Source organism: Pseudomonas sp. N-1-13, from assembly GCF_057787095.1.
Window position 1 is genome coordinate 2,705,812 of record NZ_JBYNRI010000001.1, and the last position, 15,510, is coordinate 2,721,321.

The 15,510-nt window shown below is 52.7% G+C and carries 19 protein-coding genes and 2 pseudogenes; 7 read left to right on the forward strand and 14 right to left on the reverse strand.

The genetic code is table 11. The features are described 5' to 3' along the window. Window positions 1-2: 2 nt before the first annotated feature. Window positions 3-461: a winged helix-turn-helix transcriptional regulator gene (locus tag AC3I65_RS12230; RefSeq protein WP_488523792.1), complete on the reverse strand. Its 459-nt coding sequence runs from the start codon at window positions 459-461 to the stop codon at window positions 3-5. A 96-nt stretch (window positions 462-557) separates the two neighbouring features. Between AC3I65_RS12230 and AC3I65_RS12235 the strand changes: the two genes are divergently transcribed. Further along, window positions 558-1,505: an aromatic alcohol reductase gene (locus AC3I65_RS12235; RefSeq protein ID WP_488523793.1), complete on the forward strand. Its 948-nt coding sequence runs from the start codon at window positions 558-560 to the stop codon at window positions 1,503-1,505. A 475-nt stretch (window positions 1,506-1,980) separates the two neighbouring features. On the opposite strand, the gene AC3I65_RS12240 is transcribed toward AC3I65_RS12235, so the two are convergent. The 3 genes and pseudogenes from AC3I65_RS12240 to AC3I65_RS12250 all read right to left on the reverse strand — a co-directional run bounded on the left by AC3I65_RS12240 (window position 1,981) and on the right by AC3I65_RS12250 (window position 5,359). Next, window positions 1,981-2,886, reverse strand: a complete 906-nt coding sequence (locus tag AC3I65_RS12240; RefSeq protein WP_488523794.1) for a plasmid partitioning protein RepB C-terminal domain-containing protein — start codon at window positions 2,884-2,886, stop codon at window positions 1,981-1,983. Next, a pseudogene (locus AC3I65_RS12245) lies at window positions 2,886-3,797 on the reverse strand (ParB/RepB/Spo0J family partition protein). The gene AC3I65_RS12240 and the pseudogene AC3I65_RS12245 overlap by 1 nt, the downstream one beginning before the upstream one ends. Next, on the reverse strand, window positions 3,794-5,359 hold the full coding sequence (locus AC3I65_RS12250; protein ID WP_488523795.1) for a recombinase family protein: 1,566 nt from the start codon (window positions 5,357-5,359) through the stop codon (window positions 3,794-3,796). The pseudogene AC3I65_RS12245 and the gene AC3I65_RS12250 overlap by 4 nt, the downstream one beginning before the upstream one ends. A 112-nt stretch (window positions 5,360-5,471) precedes the next feature. Here AC3I65_RS12250 and AC3I65_RS12255 point away from each other — a divergent pair, with 112 nt between their 5' ends. The 3 genes and pseudogenes from AC3I65_RS12255 (at window position 5,472) to AC3I65_RS12265 (ending at window position 6,563) form a co-directional block, all read left to right on the forward strand. Further along, window positions 5,472-5,816, forward strand: coding sequence for a hypothetical protein (locus AC3I65_RS12255; RefSeq protein ID WP_488523796.1), 345 nt, complete (start codon window positions 5,472-5,474; stop codon window positions 5,814-5,816). Window positions 5,817-5,940: 124 nt separating this feature from the next. Then, window positions 5,941-6,049, forward strand: a pseudogene (locus tag AC3I65_RS12260) (DUF1289 domain-containing protein); the annotation flags it as partial. An 85-nt stretch (window positions 6,050-6,134) separates the two neighbouring features. Continuing rightward, window positions 6,135-6,563 (forward strand): GFA family protein, encoded by a 429-nt coding sequence (locus AC3I65_RS12265; RefSeq protein WP_165887427.1) that lies wholly within the window; start codon window positions 6,135-6,137, stop codon window positions 6,561-6,563. Between the two features lie 457 nt (window positions 6,564-7,020). Here the strand turns inward: AC3I65_RS12265 and AC3I65_RS12270 are convergent, their stop codons facing one another. The 8 genes from AC3I65_RS12270 to AC3I65_RS12305 all read right to left on the reverse strand — a co-directional run bounded on the left by AC3I65_RS12270 (window position 7,021) and on the right by AC3I65_RS12305 (window position 11,602). Beyond that, window positions 7,021-7,380: a hypothetical protein gene (locus tag AC3I65_RS12270; RefSeq protein WP_488523797.1), complete on the reverse strand. Its 360-nt coding sequence runs from the start codon at window positions 7,378-7,380 to the stop codon at window positions 7,021-7,023. A 20-nt stretch (window positions 7,381-7,400) separates the two neighbouring features. Then, entirely contained in the window at window positions 7,401-8,138 is a 738-nt protein-coding gene (locus AC3I65_RS12275; protein ID WP_488523798.1) for a hypothetical protein, read from the reverse strand. A gap of 121 nt (window positions 8,139-8,259) precedes the next feature. Further along, window positions 8,260-8,442, reverse strand: a complete 183-nt coding sequence (gene tnpB / locus AC3I65_RS12280; RefSeq protein WP_488523799.1) for an IS66 family insertion sequence element accessory protein TnpB — start codon at window positions 8,440-8,442, stop codon at window positions 8,260-8,262. Further along, the gene (gene tnpA / locus AC3I65_RS12285; protein WP_488523800.1) at window positions 8,439-8,765 is read right to left on the reverse strand and encodes an IS66-like element accessory protein TnpA; all 327 of its coding nucleotides are present in this window, start codon (window positions 8,763-8,765) and stop codon (window positions 8,439-8,441) included. The genes tnpB and tnpA overlap by 4 nt, the downstream gene beginning before the upstream one ends. Before the next feature lie 134 nt (window positions 8,766-8,899). Next, entirely contained in the window at window positions 8,900-9,721 is an 822-nt protein-coding gene (locus AC3I65_RS12290) for a DUF5677 domain-containing protein (protein ID WP_488523801.1), read from the reverse strand. Window positions 9,722-10,196: 475 nt separating this feature from the next. Beyond that, entirely contained in the window at window positions 10,197-10,322 is a 126-nt protein-coding gene (locus tag AC3I65_RS12295; RefSeq protein ID WP_488523802.1) for a hypothetical protein, read from the reverse strand. 98 nt (window positions 10,323-10,420) lie between these two features. After that, complete coding sequence (locus tag AC3I65_RS12300) at window positions 10,421-10,690, reverse strand: hypothetical protein (protein WP_488523803.1); 270 nt, start codon at window positions 10,688-10,690, stop codon at window positions 10,421-10,423. A gap of 492 nt (window positions 10,691-11,182) precedes the next feature. Beyond that, window positions 11,183-11,602 (reverse strand): hypothetical protein, encoded by a 420-nt coding sequence (locus AC3I65_RS12305; RefSeq protein ID WP_488523804.1) that lies wholly within the window; start codon window positions 11,600-11,602, stop codon window positions 11,183-11,185. Window positions 11,603-12,108: 506 nt separating this feature from the next. On the opposite strand from AC3I65_RS12305, the gene AC3I65_RS12310 reads away from it, so the two are divergent. Next, on the forward strand, window positions 12,109-12,426 hold the full coding sequence (locus tag AC3I65_RS12310) for a hypothetical protein (RefSeq protein ID WP_488523805.1): 318 nt from the start codon (window positions 12,109-12,111) through the stop codon (window positions 12,424-12,426). Window positions 12,427-12,462: 36 nt separating this feature from the next. On the opposite strand, the gene AC3I65_RS12315 is transcribed toward AC3I65_RS12310, so the two are convergent. Continuing rightward, window positions 12,463-12,681 carry a hypothetical protein gene (locus tag AC3I65_RS12315; RefSeq protein WP_163858604.1) on the reverse strand — a complete coding sequence of 73 codons (219 nt, stop codon included), beginning with the start codon at window positions 12,679-12,681 and terminating at the stop codon, window positions 12,463-12,465. A 926-nt stretch (window positions 12,682-13,607) separates the two neighbouring features. Here AC3I65_RS12315 and AC3I65_RS12320 point away from each other — a divergent pair. Beyond that, a complete protein-coding gene (locus tag AC3I65_RS12320; protein WP_488523806.1) occupies window positions 13,608-14,315 on the forward strand; it encodes a hypothetical protein in 708 nt (235 codons plus the stop codon). Between the two features lie 332 nt (window positions 14,316-14,647). Next, on the forward strand, window positions 14,648-14,866 hold the full coding sequence (locus AC3I65_RS12325) for an antitoxin Xre/MbcA/ParS toxin-binding domain-containing protein (RefSeq protein ID WP_488523807.1): 219 nt from the start codon (window positions 14,648-14,650) through the stop codon (window positions 14,864-14,866). 184 nt (window positions 14,867-15,050) lie between these two features. Here the strand turns inward: AC3I65_RS12325 and AC3I65_RS12330 are convergent, their stop codons facing one another. Beyond that, a complete protein-coding gene (locus AC3I65_RS12330; RefSeq protein ID WP_488523808.1) occupies window positions 15,051-15,365 on the reverse strand; it encodes a DUF7693 family protein in 315 nt (104 codons plus the stop codon). Between the last annotated feature and the right edge of the window lie 145 nt (window positions 15,366-15,510).

The following is a 15,510-nucleotide window of genomic DNA, read 5'->3' on the forward strand; positions in this document are numbered from 1 at the left end:
ATTCAGTCCGACGCGTCTGAATCTAATGGTGTCGATGCAGGTATTTGCCATGCGGGTTTTTTGTCATCTTGACTGTCGAAAATACGCCGCGCCTTGCGGAAACCCTCAACGTTCTCGACAACCCAAGTCCAGATAGGTGACATGCGGATCAACAGTCCCATACCCAGCGGCGTCAGCTCATACTCGACACGTGGCGGAATCTCACCGAACTCCCGCCGAACCACTAGGCCATCCCGCTCCATGGAGCGTAGCGTCTTGGTTAACATCCGCTGAGTCACCCCAGTCATCTGCCTTTTTATTTCGGCATGGCGCATCGTGCCGTACACCCCCAGGGCATGCAGAATACCTAACGACCAGCGGCTACCTGCGTGAGCAAGCACTTCTCGTCTGACGCCATCATCGTCTTCTTTAAGCGTTCGGCAAATTGTTTCTGCCTGGCTGAGAGCCTCCTGATCGGTCATTTCATTCTCTGGTATCACAGGTGTGCCTTCTTACGAACGTTGCCTAATCGTGCAAGCATTTGTTCATCTTACAGGCAACAGGTCTCAGGAGAAATCATGACCGAAGTGACCCAGCTTTCCCCCCAATCCATTCTCGTTCTAGGCGCCGGTGAGCTTGGGCTGCCGGTTCTGCGCAATCTTGCGCGAGTAGCAAAGTGCGCGCCCGGTTCCACAATCAGCGTGCTGCTCAGGGATTCGACCATCAACACTGAGGTACCCGAGAAAAAGGTCCAAATCGATGAGCTTCGGGGGCTCGGCATCCAAATGGTAGTCGCAGACCTCGTGAATGACTCAATCGATCAGTTGGCTGAAGTTTTCGCACGTTTCGATACCGTAATCGGCTGTGCAGGCATGGTTGCAGGCCGGGAAACCCCGATGAAACTGGCTACCGCTGCTCTGAAGTCCGGTGTGAAGCGCTACTTCCCGTGGCAGTTTGGTGTCGACTTCGAGGTAATCGGTCGGGGCAGTCCTCAGGATCTGTTCGATGCTCAGCTTGATGTTCGCGAATTGCTTCGAGCCCAGGATAAAACTGAATGGGTAATCATCTCGACGGGTATGTTCACCAGTTTCCTTTTCGAGCCTGTATTCGAGGTGGTTGACTTCGAAAACGATACCGTGAACGCGCTGGGCAGTCTTGAGACCAGCGTGACGCTTACGACTCCAGACGACATTGGTGCGTTGACAGCGGAAATCGTTTTCTTCGAACCTCGCTTCCGCAATCAGATTGTGTACCTCTCGGGAGACACCGTGACGTACGGAGAGGTTGCGAGCCTCCTCGAACGTTTAGTGGGCCGCCCGTTCAAACGTAACGTATGGACTGTTCCGTACTTGCTCCAAGAATTGGAGAAAGACCCAACGCATCACATCAAGAAGTACCGCGCTGTGTTCGCTCAGGGCAGAGGCGTGGCCTGGCCTAAAGCAGGCACTTTCAACGCGCAGCAGTCGGCTCAAGTCACGACCGCTGAGGAGTGGGCCCGTGCAAATCTGGCAACCTCATCAGCATAAGGGCAGTAGCTGAACGAACGTTCTCGCGCTCGGAGTTGACCTGCTAAAAAGCTCCTCAGTCTGATAATGGGCGCTGATAACCGAAGCTAAGGCGCGGAGAATGGGTCTGGTAATCCAAGACGACCGAATCTTTATCTTATCCGCACCATCTGCCGAGGTCTGAGGCGTCCCACTTCACTATCTATTGAGTTTTCTAAGCGCGAATTCCGAACCACGGTGACTTAACCAAGCGCTTACTAAAGCCTTGCAAATGAGCGTGGTTTTGAGGAGCACGGGGGAGAATGGTGTGGTCAAGGTGTGTCTGCCGGACGCTTACGACCCGCGTTGCTCGACCCAGTTTGAAAGCTCCAATATGGCAGCTTCCAAAGCGAGCTGATTTTCGTTGAGTTTGAACAGCAGGGAAGGGAGCAGGTCTGCGTTGGACATCTCGATTCCTCCGTGGAAAAGATCAGCTTAGTCCTTTAATGCCGTATTGTTATTCCCGCTCTAGCTGGCGGGCATCTGATGTCACCGCCTCCATTATTGAGACCAGTTCCTCAAGCAGTTCTGCGTAATGGTGCGTCAGGTAAAGAGCAATGGCTTGATTTCGAAGAAGACGCATGAGGTACCCTTTGGCCACAACCAAGACCAGCATCGTTTCACCCAAGGTATCTTCGACTTGTTTATAGTCATGTTGCAGGTTTTCCATTTCCCGCTCCATGCGTGCAATGTCCACTGCACTGACTTCACTGGTTGGCTTTTTCTTTTGTTCAATCAGCATCTCAGGACGAGACGCTGCCAACACCATTTGAGCGTAATTTCTGGTGAAGCAATTGGCCGAGATCATCATTTCAACCGTTTCGATCTGCCGAATTGGTTTCATCTGACGAAGGCAGCGAAATACATCCTGCGACACCATGCGTACCTTAAGCATTTCCGCTGCCTCTGGTGCGATGCCTCGCAGTAGATTTTCTCGTGCGTGGACTCGATCCACATTGATCCCTAGCACTGTTGCAATACGAGAGGCTTCGATACCCTTTCTCAACGCAGAGACGATCATTTTATGTTCTTGTATCGGCGTTAGCCGGTTGATTTGCCGATTGTAGGTAAAGCCTTCGTCATCCGTAGAAATCAGGCAAAGGGCCTCAGTCGCACCGAGTGACTTGAGGGCTTCTAGCCGAAGGTGTCCATCCAACAGCATGAACGAAGATATCCCATCAGCGATGACCTGCTTGGGATGAACCACCAATGGTTCAATCACGCCTAGTTCTTTTATCGAGCTCAAAATGCTGGCGTATTTTTTACTGCCTGGCATCAGGTGTTCGACCTTACGTGATGGAAGAATCTGTTCCACTGGAATTGCAATGACACGTTGCTCGAAAGCCTGCTTGATCTCTGACATTACTGCTTCTCCCCAAATATCCGGTCTGCGAGCGGCTTGGGTAAATCAGGGATTTCTTCGTTGCAAAGCAGCGTGCTGAAGTAGTCGTCGGCCATCAGTTTACGCATGGCCGTAACGATGATCAGCAGCCGTTGCTCGCTGATGTCCGATTTTTTGATCATGACTTTCTGGCGCCGTACTTCCTTTTGATAGGTGTTAAGGAGCTTTTGAGGTGTCGTCTTCTCCGTGCTCGCCGGTATTTGTCCATACTGCTTGCCGAAGATTTTCCGTCTATCAATCAAACGGCGTACCTTCATCAGCTGCTCGCCTTTCAGTAGACCGCTTTCGTAGGCGTCAATCATCGCTTGTTGGACTTCACTGTCCTTAGAGCGGGCGATATCAATGGCTAGTTTTATGGACAGCCATCCTTTCTAGACGGCAGCAATGAGTCGCTCTTCCCCTTGGCGTAACAACACTAGAATTCCTTGGATGTAGCCACTATCGAGGCAGGTTTTTCCGGCTATCTGCTGGCAGGTGTAGCCGCGTTCCGAAAGAATTTGGATCGCAGTCAAAAGCTCGCGATTGGAATGTTTCCTGCGCGCCAAGTTCTCCACCAGTCCGATCAGGTATCGATCCGCCTCGCTAGCACTCACAACGATGCACGGTATTTTTTGCTCACCTAGTGCTTGAAATGCCTCAAAGCGACCTTGGCCACAAACTATCTCAAACGCTTCGTTGCCATTGGTTGTGGGGGCGACTGTTATCGGACGCTTAAGGCCTAAGGCTGAGATGTTTTCGACCAATTTGGCGAAGACTTGTTTATTGCGCGCCCGGGGATTGAGTACACGGATGTCTTCCAGTGGAATGAGACGAATCGTCGACTCCTCCGCGACATGCATCCGGGCTCTGCGAGGCGTTTGAATTACTGTCATGCTACTCTCCTGTAATCAGCGCGGCGCGTCAGTTCCGAGAGGATGTCCAATGTCTCGAACCGGTAAATCTCGAGGCAGGCCTGATTGCTTTCCGTCAGACGTAAGTGAGGGGACGCCATGTCGATGGCAGGTAGGACGTAGTAGTCCTGAACTGCTTCTTCGAGCTCTTTCATTCGTACGGCGATGGTCAGGTCAGGGTTCAGACCTAAGTCGAAACGAATGTTCCAGCGCTTATAGCCAGCGATTGAAACCTGGCAGCGACAAAGCACGAGAGAAATGGACAACTCCTGGTTAACCAGCATGAGGTCGGTGTTCGGATCAACCGTAACATCGCCACCTACCTCTGCTATTTTCAAAATGGTTTGCTGGAGCAGCAGAGGATGCATCTCGCGAAGTCTTTTGTTAGCTTCGATGTATTGGTAGTCGCGCGCAGGTGTGTAACCGATTAGGGAATAACAGCGAAGCAAGCTTCCAAATCGATGCTGGTAGGCACTGCTTGAAGGACACCCCTCTGCCTCATCAATGACAAGACCCGACAAAAAACCGTGACTTTCATAGATGGCCTTCAATACGTGCAGCATCTCCTCATCGGGCATTCGATACGAGCGCGTTTGTATGATCGACTGGGCGGCTTGAAATAGGATCGAATTGACGATAGGGCTGAAGGCACCATTCGCCCGAACCCACTCTTCAGGCGGGTTTTGCGTTCGCGTCTGTTTAAGTTTGAACGAGCTATGGTTCCACACGTTATTGCCGACGTACTTCTCGTTGATCAGTACTTGGTGCACGGTGCCCCTAGACCATTTTCTAGAACGGTCATTGAGCACGCCTTGAGCATTTAACCAATCGGCGATCTCACGCTCGCTTCTGCCTTCCTCCACGAACAGTCGGTAGATGTGCAACACCATTTCGACTTCGCCCGGTGGGCCAGGTACTAAAATTACGCGGTCTGTTTGAATGCTTTTATGTTCACCTAAGCTCAGTTCGCTTTTGGGTGAACCGGTGCTGTCTATTAATTGCCGCCTGAGTCCAAATCCCGCTGGCCCACCCTGGCGATAACCAAGCTCAATGAGCCGAGACTGTCCTGCGAAAACCTTCACCGAGAGCTCTCGGCTGTATTCACCCGCCATCATCCGCTTCACGCTTTTGACGATGTTGGATACCGGCGAACCATCGTTGGTGAACTGCTCCGCACAGTATTGAATCGAGACACCTGCTTGTCTGCATCGCACTTCATAGCTGGCGCTGACATCTGGGTCTTGGAAGCGGCCCCAGCGGCTGACGTCGTAGACAAGAATTGTTGAATAGTTGGCACGACCACTTTCCACGTCGAAGAACAGTTGCTTCAGCGCATCTCGACCCTCTAGGCGAAGGCCACTTTTACCCATATCCGTGTAGACCTTAACGATCTCAAGGGCGTGGGAAGCTGCATAAATGCGAATGACATCGAGCTGATTTTCGGTCGAGTACTGCTGGTGCTCGGTGGACATGCGGACATACGCGGCTGCCAAGGTCGTGCTTGATCCATTGTGAGCATCACCCGCGCCAATGAGCGTGTGCATCGACAACATCCTCAATCTAACCCACGGCTACTAGGGCGATATCAAAGCCGTGATTAGTCGCCACGTTTTTTCGAAATAGTTCTATTGAAAGTAGAAGACCGGGGAGAGAAAAATGTTCACGAAAACGGGCAATTCTTTTCTGACTCCAGAGAAGTATGCAGCGGAGATCGCTAAAGCTCTTCATGCGGAGCTTGGTGAAACGCATCAGGCGACGAAAACATTGATGCGCTGGACGAGCGCGAACGAGCGGACAGTTAAGAATTGGCTGGCCGGTAGTAATGGCCCGAGAGGCGAGCATTTGGTGGCACTGGTGAAGCACTCTGACCACGCCCTAGCCGCGTTTCTCGGAATGGCAGGAAGACCGCATGCATTGACCGCATCGGAGCTCCCATTGCTCAGGCAGAAACTTCAGATGGCGTTAGAGAGGATTGATTCGTGCCTAACGCCCAAAGATTGATCGTTGCAACCTGACGAAAAAGAAAAAATTTTCATTTGTTGGAGTGGCTGCTTTTGGCCGATTGCTGCCCTTCGCTAGAGAACGCTTACACAGCTACCGCTCGCGATAGGTAAGGGGTAAAGACATCGAGAATCCTTGCATCCACGTGCCAGTTCAGTGGTGACATGCGCGTGAGCTGCTGGCGCAGCAGGGATGACATGCGTAAATGGAAGCGTATGAAGCGGCCTGACAAATGGCAGCGGTTCTTCACGCCTTCCCGAGCACAACGTTTAGGGCGATGATGGACGACTTGGGATTTTTTCTTTTAAGGAAATAGGTATGTTGTCAGGGCAATGCCTTTGTGGAACTGTTCGATTTTCCCTTAACGTCCAACCAAGATTTTTTTATCGTTGCCATTGTTCTCTTTGCCGTAAACAAACCGGGGTTGGCCATAATCTAGCAACCATTGTCAAAGACAGTGACTTTCGGTGGGAGGCAGGAGAAGGCGAAGTAAGCAGCTGGCGTAAACCAAGTGGGTACAGAAGCGATTTCTGTATGCGATGTGGCTCTACTGTCCCTAATGCCCTTCGAGATGCGCCTTACTTCTGGATTCCGATTGGGCTGCTTGATGACGAAGTGAACATGGATTGTGTGGGGGACTTTTGCACCGACGATGCAATGTCTTGGGATCAGCATCGCTCAGTTAAAGCGCACGCCGGAGCGCCAGACTCACTTTTATTCCTTCTGAATGAGCTCCAAGTGAGGTAACCATCTCCGTTATATGCCCCGGTTTGCTCCAAGTCTAGGATACCAGCCTGCCTCGAGATCCAATCAATGCGAAATGGGGCCGGGGCGCGATGTGCCCGTTTTCTGCCCTCCACGAATGGCACAGTTCGGCCAAGACCGGACGTTTGGGGAGCGGGATCATGACAAACAGCAACGAGCCGGAATACTGCACGATCTGCAAATGCTTACTCGCCAACCCATCTGATACGCTATCAGGTAATTGCGGCGGAGATTGCTGGGGATGCATAGGCGCCATCGAGGGGGAATTGAGATACGCAGAGTCGCTCACCTACGTACGCAAAGAATACGTGGCAGGACTTAGGCCTGGCTGGATCGATCCATTGAAACCCTGATTTGGACGCTGCATTAGAACCGATTCGGGTCGAAAACGGTAAATCGCGAACAACTGCTAAGCCCCATGGGCCGGGATGCTAATTCGTTAGAGGCGATAATCTACACGCAGGCTGGCGCTGCGATGCGCCCCGGGGTAGTTGGAGTTATCACTACCCGCCTTGGAAGAAACTAAATACTCACGGTTAAATAGGCTATTGACATTCAGCGTCACGTCGTAGTGCTCGTTTCGATATACGCCAGTCAATTCAGCCGTAGTATACGAATCAAGCGACACCTTGTTGTTCGGTGAGGTAAAGCGCTCACCCTCATACCGTCCTCCACCTGCGACATTGAAGCCTCCGCCCAGCTCCTTCTTTAGCCAGACACTTGCGCTTATCTTGGGGGACAGGGGGCTCGTGCTTCCTACAATTGATTCGAACGGCGAATCAATCATTTCGCCATTCATACGGCTCAACCTTCAAGTCGTTACACGTCAATTACCGCGGCGATGTCCTCGCGGGGAATGGTTTGTCCGGTGCCCTTGAAGGTGTGGGTGAGGTGACATTCTCCGTCATCCGAAAGCAGGTAGGCCCAAAGTGACGCACAGTAGTCCTCGATGTCAGTCGTTTTCCCTTTGAACTTGACTACGACAGGCTTCAGTCGCTCTTCGATAACACTGCGCAGGTCGACAAATCCGCCACTTCCGCAAAAGCTGCTTGACCATAGATCTTGGGCTGCCTCTGGTACGCGGTATCGGATGCCGCTTTCACTGGTGCTTGCAGCAGTGAAGGTGTTCCACGCGTAAGGGCCCGTGCCCTCAGCTGTAGACCCTTCATACTCGCTGCGAAGCTTCACAATAGCCTCAGCCCGCTGTTTTGCAGTTGGTCGTTTTTCGGGGGGTACCCACTCCATGATCTTATCCAAGAAGCGCCCCACGCCTTGGGAAGAACCCAACAACCCCTCGGCAAACCACGAGTCGCACCCCGCATAACTCGTCGAGTGGTAGTAATACGCGTGGGTGATGTCATCGCGCGGGTAGGCTTTTAGCAGGTGCCAAACAACCCCATGGAACTCCGGTTGCTTAATTTCAGAGTACACCTGTGCGATTTCCAGCACTGCCGGGGCTAGAAGCACTCGTTCGATCTCATCGGTAGAAACCGCGTAGATCTCAGCAAGAGAGCTAATGGCGTCGTGTCTGTTGTCACAGCTCGGGATAAAACTCATCTCAGGCTCCCAGCCTTACCTTTGCGATAGGGCCGTGAGGATATCAGGTTGGATATCTCCGGATAAGTCCAGCAAACCGACCTTCAAGCGTCGAACCCTGGTTCAGTCGGCGCGCTGCCAGTCAGATACCGAAGCCATCATGCACCAATGCTTTCATCCGCGTTGCGCGGCGGTTGGCGAACAGATATGCACAGTGCGGCTGCGCCGCACCGAACACTTCGACCACCCGCGCCATGGCGGTGTCGGTGCCGGCGCGCATGTACATCGGCGCCGTAGCGAGCCAGATGGAATCGATGCGGATCACAAAGCAAGCCCTCGGACAAAACGGGCACATCCCTCAGGGTCTGAGGTTGGCCACGTCACCGTGATCGTTTGCCCGCCCAATGGCAACTCGATGATCGCTGAAGCTTGAGGCTTTGGTTTGGGGGTCGCGAGCGCAACCTTCACAGGAACAAACTCTGGCAGCGCGACCGTCTGCTGATCGCGGAACAGCGGTATCCACCGTCGAACGACGTTGGCGTTGATCCCGTGACTCATCGCGATAGCGGCCACGGAAATGCCGGGGGGCTCGCATTCCTGGACGACTTGGGCTTTGAAGGATTTCGGGTAAGACTTCCGTTGGCTCATGGCGATCCTGGCGTTAAGGGTAATTGCGTCCGCTTAAAAAACGCAGATACAATCGACCTTATCGGGCAGGCTCGGAAGGTGTGTTCACCGGCCCCTTACGCTGCACTCACCGAATTATCCGGTGCAATGCGGCGTTATGTGTTACTGGTCATCATCACCTTCTTTGTCTTTATAAATCCTAGCTCACTTAGCATCCCCTCAACTTCCTCTATTTCCTTAAGCCTCTTAATACCATCAAAACTTTCACGATCGAAAAGCGTGAGAAAAATCTTAGCAACAAGCAATGTACTAAAGATAGATATTAAATAGGCATTTATGACGCCAATCACTCTCTTGATCATTGAACCTTCATCACCATCATTGATATGTGAGTGCTCGAACAAAGAGAGGCTCGACCAGTGATGATATTCAGCCATAGGCCTATAGTAATTATCATACATAGACTTACATACGTCATCCAAACAAAGGGCAATATCGTGAATATTCGTGCTTATCCATTTGCTTGAGTATACCACTTGCCCTTTAGTTTCCCTCCTGAAAAATCTATCTATATCATCTCTATTACTTTCAATCTGATTCCTCATCTCTGGAGGAAAACCCTTATCGTTGGCGCTTTCAATCCACTGAACAAAAAAGTGAAGCTTCCACTTATCTGCAATTTCATTCCCTTTCCTTTTAATTGCAAATGCTAAGAATAAAGCGCCTTCAAACATAGTCCTAGAAACCAGTAGCTTGTCTGGTTGATCCTTTAATAAGCTAAAGCTTTCAGCATGACGAATTTGCCTCTCGGCAAAAAGATAAGCCATTAACATCTCTGAGCTTAAATTGCCGAGCTCCTCTTTTTGAAGTTTGTATGCACAAAAAATAGATCTCATTAGCTCGGCAGCTTTCGCCTCAATGCACACCAACTTCCTTAAGTCATGCTCCTTTGGAAGATGCTCCAAGTTCAACTCCATTAACTCCCCCTTTCTTCTGGATACAAATATAATTACACATCAGACGACATAGCTGTCGTACAACACCCTCAATAACGCCAAACAACCTGTAGCTAGCTGGACCGAGTCTTTGATTTACAATGCAAAAAATTGATAAGAAACGGTATCTCTAGGTTAAAAATGACACACCGAGAGACTGATGGCCAGAAGCGATCCTTAGTAGCTAGACATTTCTAGCCACTGTGTCGAAAAAGCGTCTAAATCACTGCAAGGGATGGCGAGAAAATGTTGCACTATTCGGGCCGCAAGGCCCTGATCAATGCAGGGCTTTTTCGTTTCTGGCGTTTGTAAAGCTTGATGGCAATGGTTTGAGCCGGGGAAAGATGGGGCTTTGGTGTATCGCTGGTGAGCGAAGGGTGGCCAGATGCCGAGGAGCGCCGACGCGCTGTGTTAGCATCAAACAGCGCATGCCGCTGTAGCGCTTCGCGTAGCGTCTTCAGGCCGTCGGCCCCGACAACCCAGGCATGTCCCCGCTCAAGCCGCCGATAGCCTCGTGGATGCGCAATTGCACCCACGTGACCACACCCACACGTTTGCATTCGACGTCACTAGTCACTTGCATTCGGTCTGACCAGTCGCAGGTATAGGTGAGGGGCGAAAGCAGCCATCCACTATTGGCTGCTAACGACCCATAGCAGTTGGGAGTGCCGACGCGGTCATTCAGTCCTGGTGCAAGCCCTTCTTGCAGCACTCCCTAGCGATTTCTCCCCTCGCATCTCTATCGGGTTTCAGCTCAGGGTATGCTTGAAGTGCGATATCCACAGTCGCTGCCAGAACGCTCGCCATGGCATGGCCGAACGATTTCTTATGCCCGGCATAGCCATCTTCTGATGAATGCAGCAAGACGCCCTTCAAGGCACTGTTGAGCGCCGAAGTGGCGTCGATGCCACCGTCAAGAAACGCTTTTGCTGCGTCCAGGTACAAATTCATTAGCATCTCATCCATTTTTTCGAATGTTCTGAGAACACTAGACGGTGGAGCGGCGCCGATCTGCAACTTCGTCTGCACATTGAACAGCAGATGTAGCTTTAAGCGCCCAGACGACAAGCATGAAGGGCTGAGTGACAGTCCGCTCTGGGTCGATACCTGCCGGTCAAGGCTTACCCGTGCGCTGGTCAAGCCCGATGCAAATGGCTGGTAAAGTCGAATGCAACCAGATGGTCAAATGGGATGAAAACGCTTGGTCAAGTCAGGTGCAATTCCCAGGTGGCCTGCCTAGTGTTGAATGTGATCGTGCGTGCAGGCTTTGCGTGACTGGTATCCGATCATTTCGAGCCGGGGGGATCACCTGGATCGAGCACTTCCCCGGTCGTGAGCTTGCTCGACCGAGGCTTGAGCGCTCAGGAGAGTAGGGGGCTCGTATTTTTCAAAGTGCCTTGTCAGTGACAGGTGACCGAGCAAGCGATCTACAGTGCGTCGCCTTCAAGCCCAGGCGATCCAACGCTCCATCTTCCCTTCAAACCCATCCGCGCAAAACTCCAGATTTGGCCAATAGTTCTGGTACACCTCATAGTCAAGCGCCGTTGCGATCCCGCGGTTCTCGGCGTTCAAAACGCTCCATGTTCGATACATCCGGTGCTGCCAGTCGGTCTCTGTCACCAACCGGTGCGATGTGTTCGATGACCAGCCGTCCTTCATAAGCGTTGTAACGAAGAATTCCGCAGCCGCATTTGCACAGCCGGCGTCGTGGGCAATCATCCTGTCCAGGATCGAATAGGAAATACCAATCGCCTGGAAGATCGATACCACTTGGCTGTCCAGCTTGTCGCTACATTGGGGAGCTTTCGAGGCACGAGTCTGCTGCGGGATGAAGGCGAATACGGTGGCGATATGGGAGGTCATAGGTGCTGCCTTTATTGTTGTTGTTTTATTTCATGATGCCCATGGAGCAAGCGTCGCCGCAATACGTCGCATGATGTCTGCCCGGGCACTCATGAATCGAAGCCATGAGCCACGCGGAGTGCGCCAGCATGAGGATGTAAGCCCGGAGGGCCAAGACCCAGACGCAGTCAGGGCATGGTTCACAACAGCCGCGCTGCAGGCCGTGTCCAGCCCTCAGATGTTCCCGGGTCTGGCTTCACCGGCGAACAAAGCGCCCCACGTGCCTGCTTGCCATAGTCACGAGTGGAGGTTGTTAGGGACTTAGTGACCGGAATAGTAATTGAGTACAAATGTACTCCAGAGAACTTATGAAGACTCATTACACCCATCTCGCTCATTGAGTCAGCGTGGCTTCAAGCACTTTATCGATTGACGATTAACGCCATGTAGCGATCCGTGTATCTCTCCGGTGCAGCTTGCGAGTCGTATGTAATGTCTTTGAAGAATCAGCTCACGAGATCTGCTTGATGCGCCATACGACACCAGACGGTCGCTACTTCGTAGTCAAAGGTCAGTTATGGCGCTGCAGCAATCCCGCGCTATCTGATGACCGGCGCCAGCAGCTGGTGCAGATGCTGATGGAGGCGCGGAGAGCCGTCAAAGTAGCGAAGGCAACAAATCATGCAGATCAGTTGCGCACAGCTCGAGCAGAAGTAGATCAGGCGAAAAGGGCACTAGGGGAGAGGGGCCCGGTATGGTGGAGCGACGGCAGCCCGGACTACGACCGCCACAAGGCTGTTAACACGCCCTATGCTGAGTGGTACCGCTCACTGCCCGAGCCGTAGCGATCATGCGCGCAGAGACACAGATTTTGAGCCCGCCTATTGCTTGACGCTCGCCGCTACTAGTTCCGCGATGCCTTGCCGTACGGCATCGATGTTGTCGTCGAGAGTCGACAGAGCTCCATTCACATTTCCCACCACACTGCTTGCTCCTCGATCACCAACCCATTTGGCTAGCTCTTCGACGGCGGCGCGTAATGCATCCTGGTTATGGCTGAGGCGCTCAAGGACTTCAGCGGCTGTCCGTAGCTCTTTCATGATTAGCGAATCCTAGTAAGGTTGGCAGCAGACCTTGTATCACGGTTTCCCGCGATAAAGCTGGCGTCTTGGTATTTCAAGATGCCGCCCTGGTTGTGTTCCGCTCCCCTCATTACGCTCACGCGAAAGCTGGAGAGTGTGCAGTAGGGGCTGCCACGTGTATTGATCCGCATCGTCAGTAGGTTCGGTCGTGGCTTGTAACGGAGGTTGACTTTTATACTGTATTTATATGCAGTATAAAAGTCCGGGGAGTGCTCCAATCTAATAGGTGTGGTACTGACTCTCTGACCTGCCTTCTCGGACTCGTGTAACTATCAGGATGATTTTTGCACGCACACAAAAGCCCCTTTCGGGGCTTTTTTCAGTTTAGAATTCTTCGGCTTCGACATGGTATTAGTCATTCAGCCCTGCGGAAGAAATCAGTCCCATTTGATCACTCACCACTAAGCTAAGATTCTTCAATCTTATGACCAAGTGAAGCGAGGGGCTATGGCAGTTGTGTTCTTTCTACCGTGGGTATCTGCTGCCAAAGAGCTGCGGATCGCAGACCTACGCTTGATCCCTTACGAACGAGGTCGACTCCCGGGTGAACTCCTGGGTATACCGCAGGAAGCTTTCGACGGCGTACTAGGCAACTCTACGGCGACCGAGGGGTCGGCTCTCAGCCTTCACAGACGATCCAGCAAGCCGCGGTCATCATTTGGGACGAAGACACACCGGGCCTTGAGGCCTCGGACGTCCAGATCCAGCAGCGACTGGTTCAGTGTTCGTATCTCGCATTCTCTGCCCTGGTAGGTCGGTCGTTGTGCTCAACTTCCGACTATTGCAACGCCGACACACTCCAAGTCGTTGCGCAGCGGTTTGATGTCGCGTCACCGGCTCATTCCTGTGTGACCACGCGTCGGCGTGACGGTGGGACACAAAACATGCTGGCGGGCAGTGGAGGGCTCAAGTTCATTCGGCCGTACCACGTCGACAGCAGCTCGCGGATTACGCTCGACATCCCACTGTTTGAAGCACTACTCAAGCTACCTGTTGGAGAACTTAAGGAACGCATCGACGAAGCGGTCGTTTCCTTCCTCAGAGCCAATACCGATGCGTCATCCATAGATGAACGATCCGAACTGATCCTGATGCGGGTCGCCATAGACACGCTGCTTGACGTTCCGCATGACAAAGCTGCCTTCCGGAGAGCCATCAACGAACACTTCGACGAGCTACCGAACCCGCCCATCTGGCATAAGGGTAATCTGGACGAACAGTGGTGGGGCAAGCACTGGGACAAGCACGTAGATCGCCCGCTCGACGCCTGGGTTCACGATTTCTGTGCCGCTCGTAACGCCGCAGCTCATGGCCCCGCAAATGGTGAGAAGGGAAGCATCTGGCCTCGCCATAACCACCTCATTTTCTCCGCTTGGTTGCTGCCGCTGATCGTCAAAAAGCTACTTGCCCAAGCCGGTTTTTACGAGTTCACCGCCGAAGATAAGGTCGCGAGGGCGGGCTTTGAGGTCTTTCTGGCGCACGATCTGCTGGCCTTCATCGACCAGGATGAGAACAAGGTTTGGTGGCAAATAGCCGAGTCTGAGCTTTATCTGCCTCTGTTTGCTGAGCGATTGCAGCGCGTATGCGAATGACGGAAACCATGGTGTTGTGGACTTGAGTCAAAGCGTGCTGATACGCAGTGGGAGACGGGGAGGGAATCCGGGAGAGAAATGAAGATCTAGCTTGAAACCGCCCTCGACTCGGTGTGTAAACCAATTTTTTGATGTGTAAACCACCCCACTTTACACGTCAAAAAACTGATTTACACATTTCCTGAGACGCCGGCCTCAGGCCAACGTAACCACCTGCAGGGATCGTAGTAATAGGCACGCCTGAAACTGGCACCAGGCTCGCCTATAAGGGGGAGGCAGTGAGCGGATGGCGATGGTGTAGTCTAGGATCAGACCGCAGAAGGAGCGTACTCATGAGCACTTTGCCCCCCGATCAACAAGCCCGTTATTTGGAAGTGCTCGACGCCGTGAAGCGCTTGTATGGCGGTGATATCGACGCAGCGATGCACTGGATGTCGCGTCCGTTAAAAGCATTTGGCGGCAAAGCTCCTGACGCTATGGTCACGACCAGGCTGGAGACGGACACGGTTATCGAGTTTATCAGGCGCTTGGAGCATGGGTTTGTCGCCTGATTGTCAGGGAACAGCGCTCTAGAGGCGTGTCAGATGTCGAGCCTGATTCGGCTCAGGGCTGCCAAGCCAGCCACACCCTGATGATGTAAACCTCCATATGCCCACCGGGCAAATTGGCCGTGCGCCTCCTGAGTCGCCCTGGGTGAGGTTAGTTCCTTATCGACCTATGCTGAGTTCGGGGCGTCTAGGCGTCTCTCAGCAATTTTTCTAACGTGGCCTGCTCCCTAGTGCTCAACAGCTCCACAGGGTCGGTACTGTACGACTGCAGCGACTCGAAAACGTAAGCACGTCCCTCGGGGCTGTAGCAGCTGTCGCAGTAATCGAGTGTGTCGCAATCGTTGTAGAACGTGAACACCCAGCCGTCGGCCTCGACAGTCATCAAGCCACAGTAGATCTCAGCCCACGACTGCTGGCCAATGCGGCGCATGGTGCGTACCCCTTGGACAATGTCTCGCAGGGTTTGATAGGCCTCGCGGGCTGTTAGTGTTTTTGCTGCCAAACGAAAAGCTCCTGTGCGTATTGATGCTTTCGGCCTGTTCGCGACCGGCCTGGGCCGACAGCATCGTAAATGAACCTTGACGTCTTGCGCGGGCTACGCCGCCATCAATTTGTGCCGCACTGATACTCGCAGCGGCTATACGCCC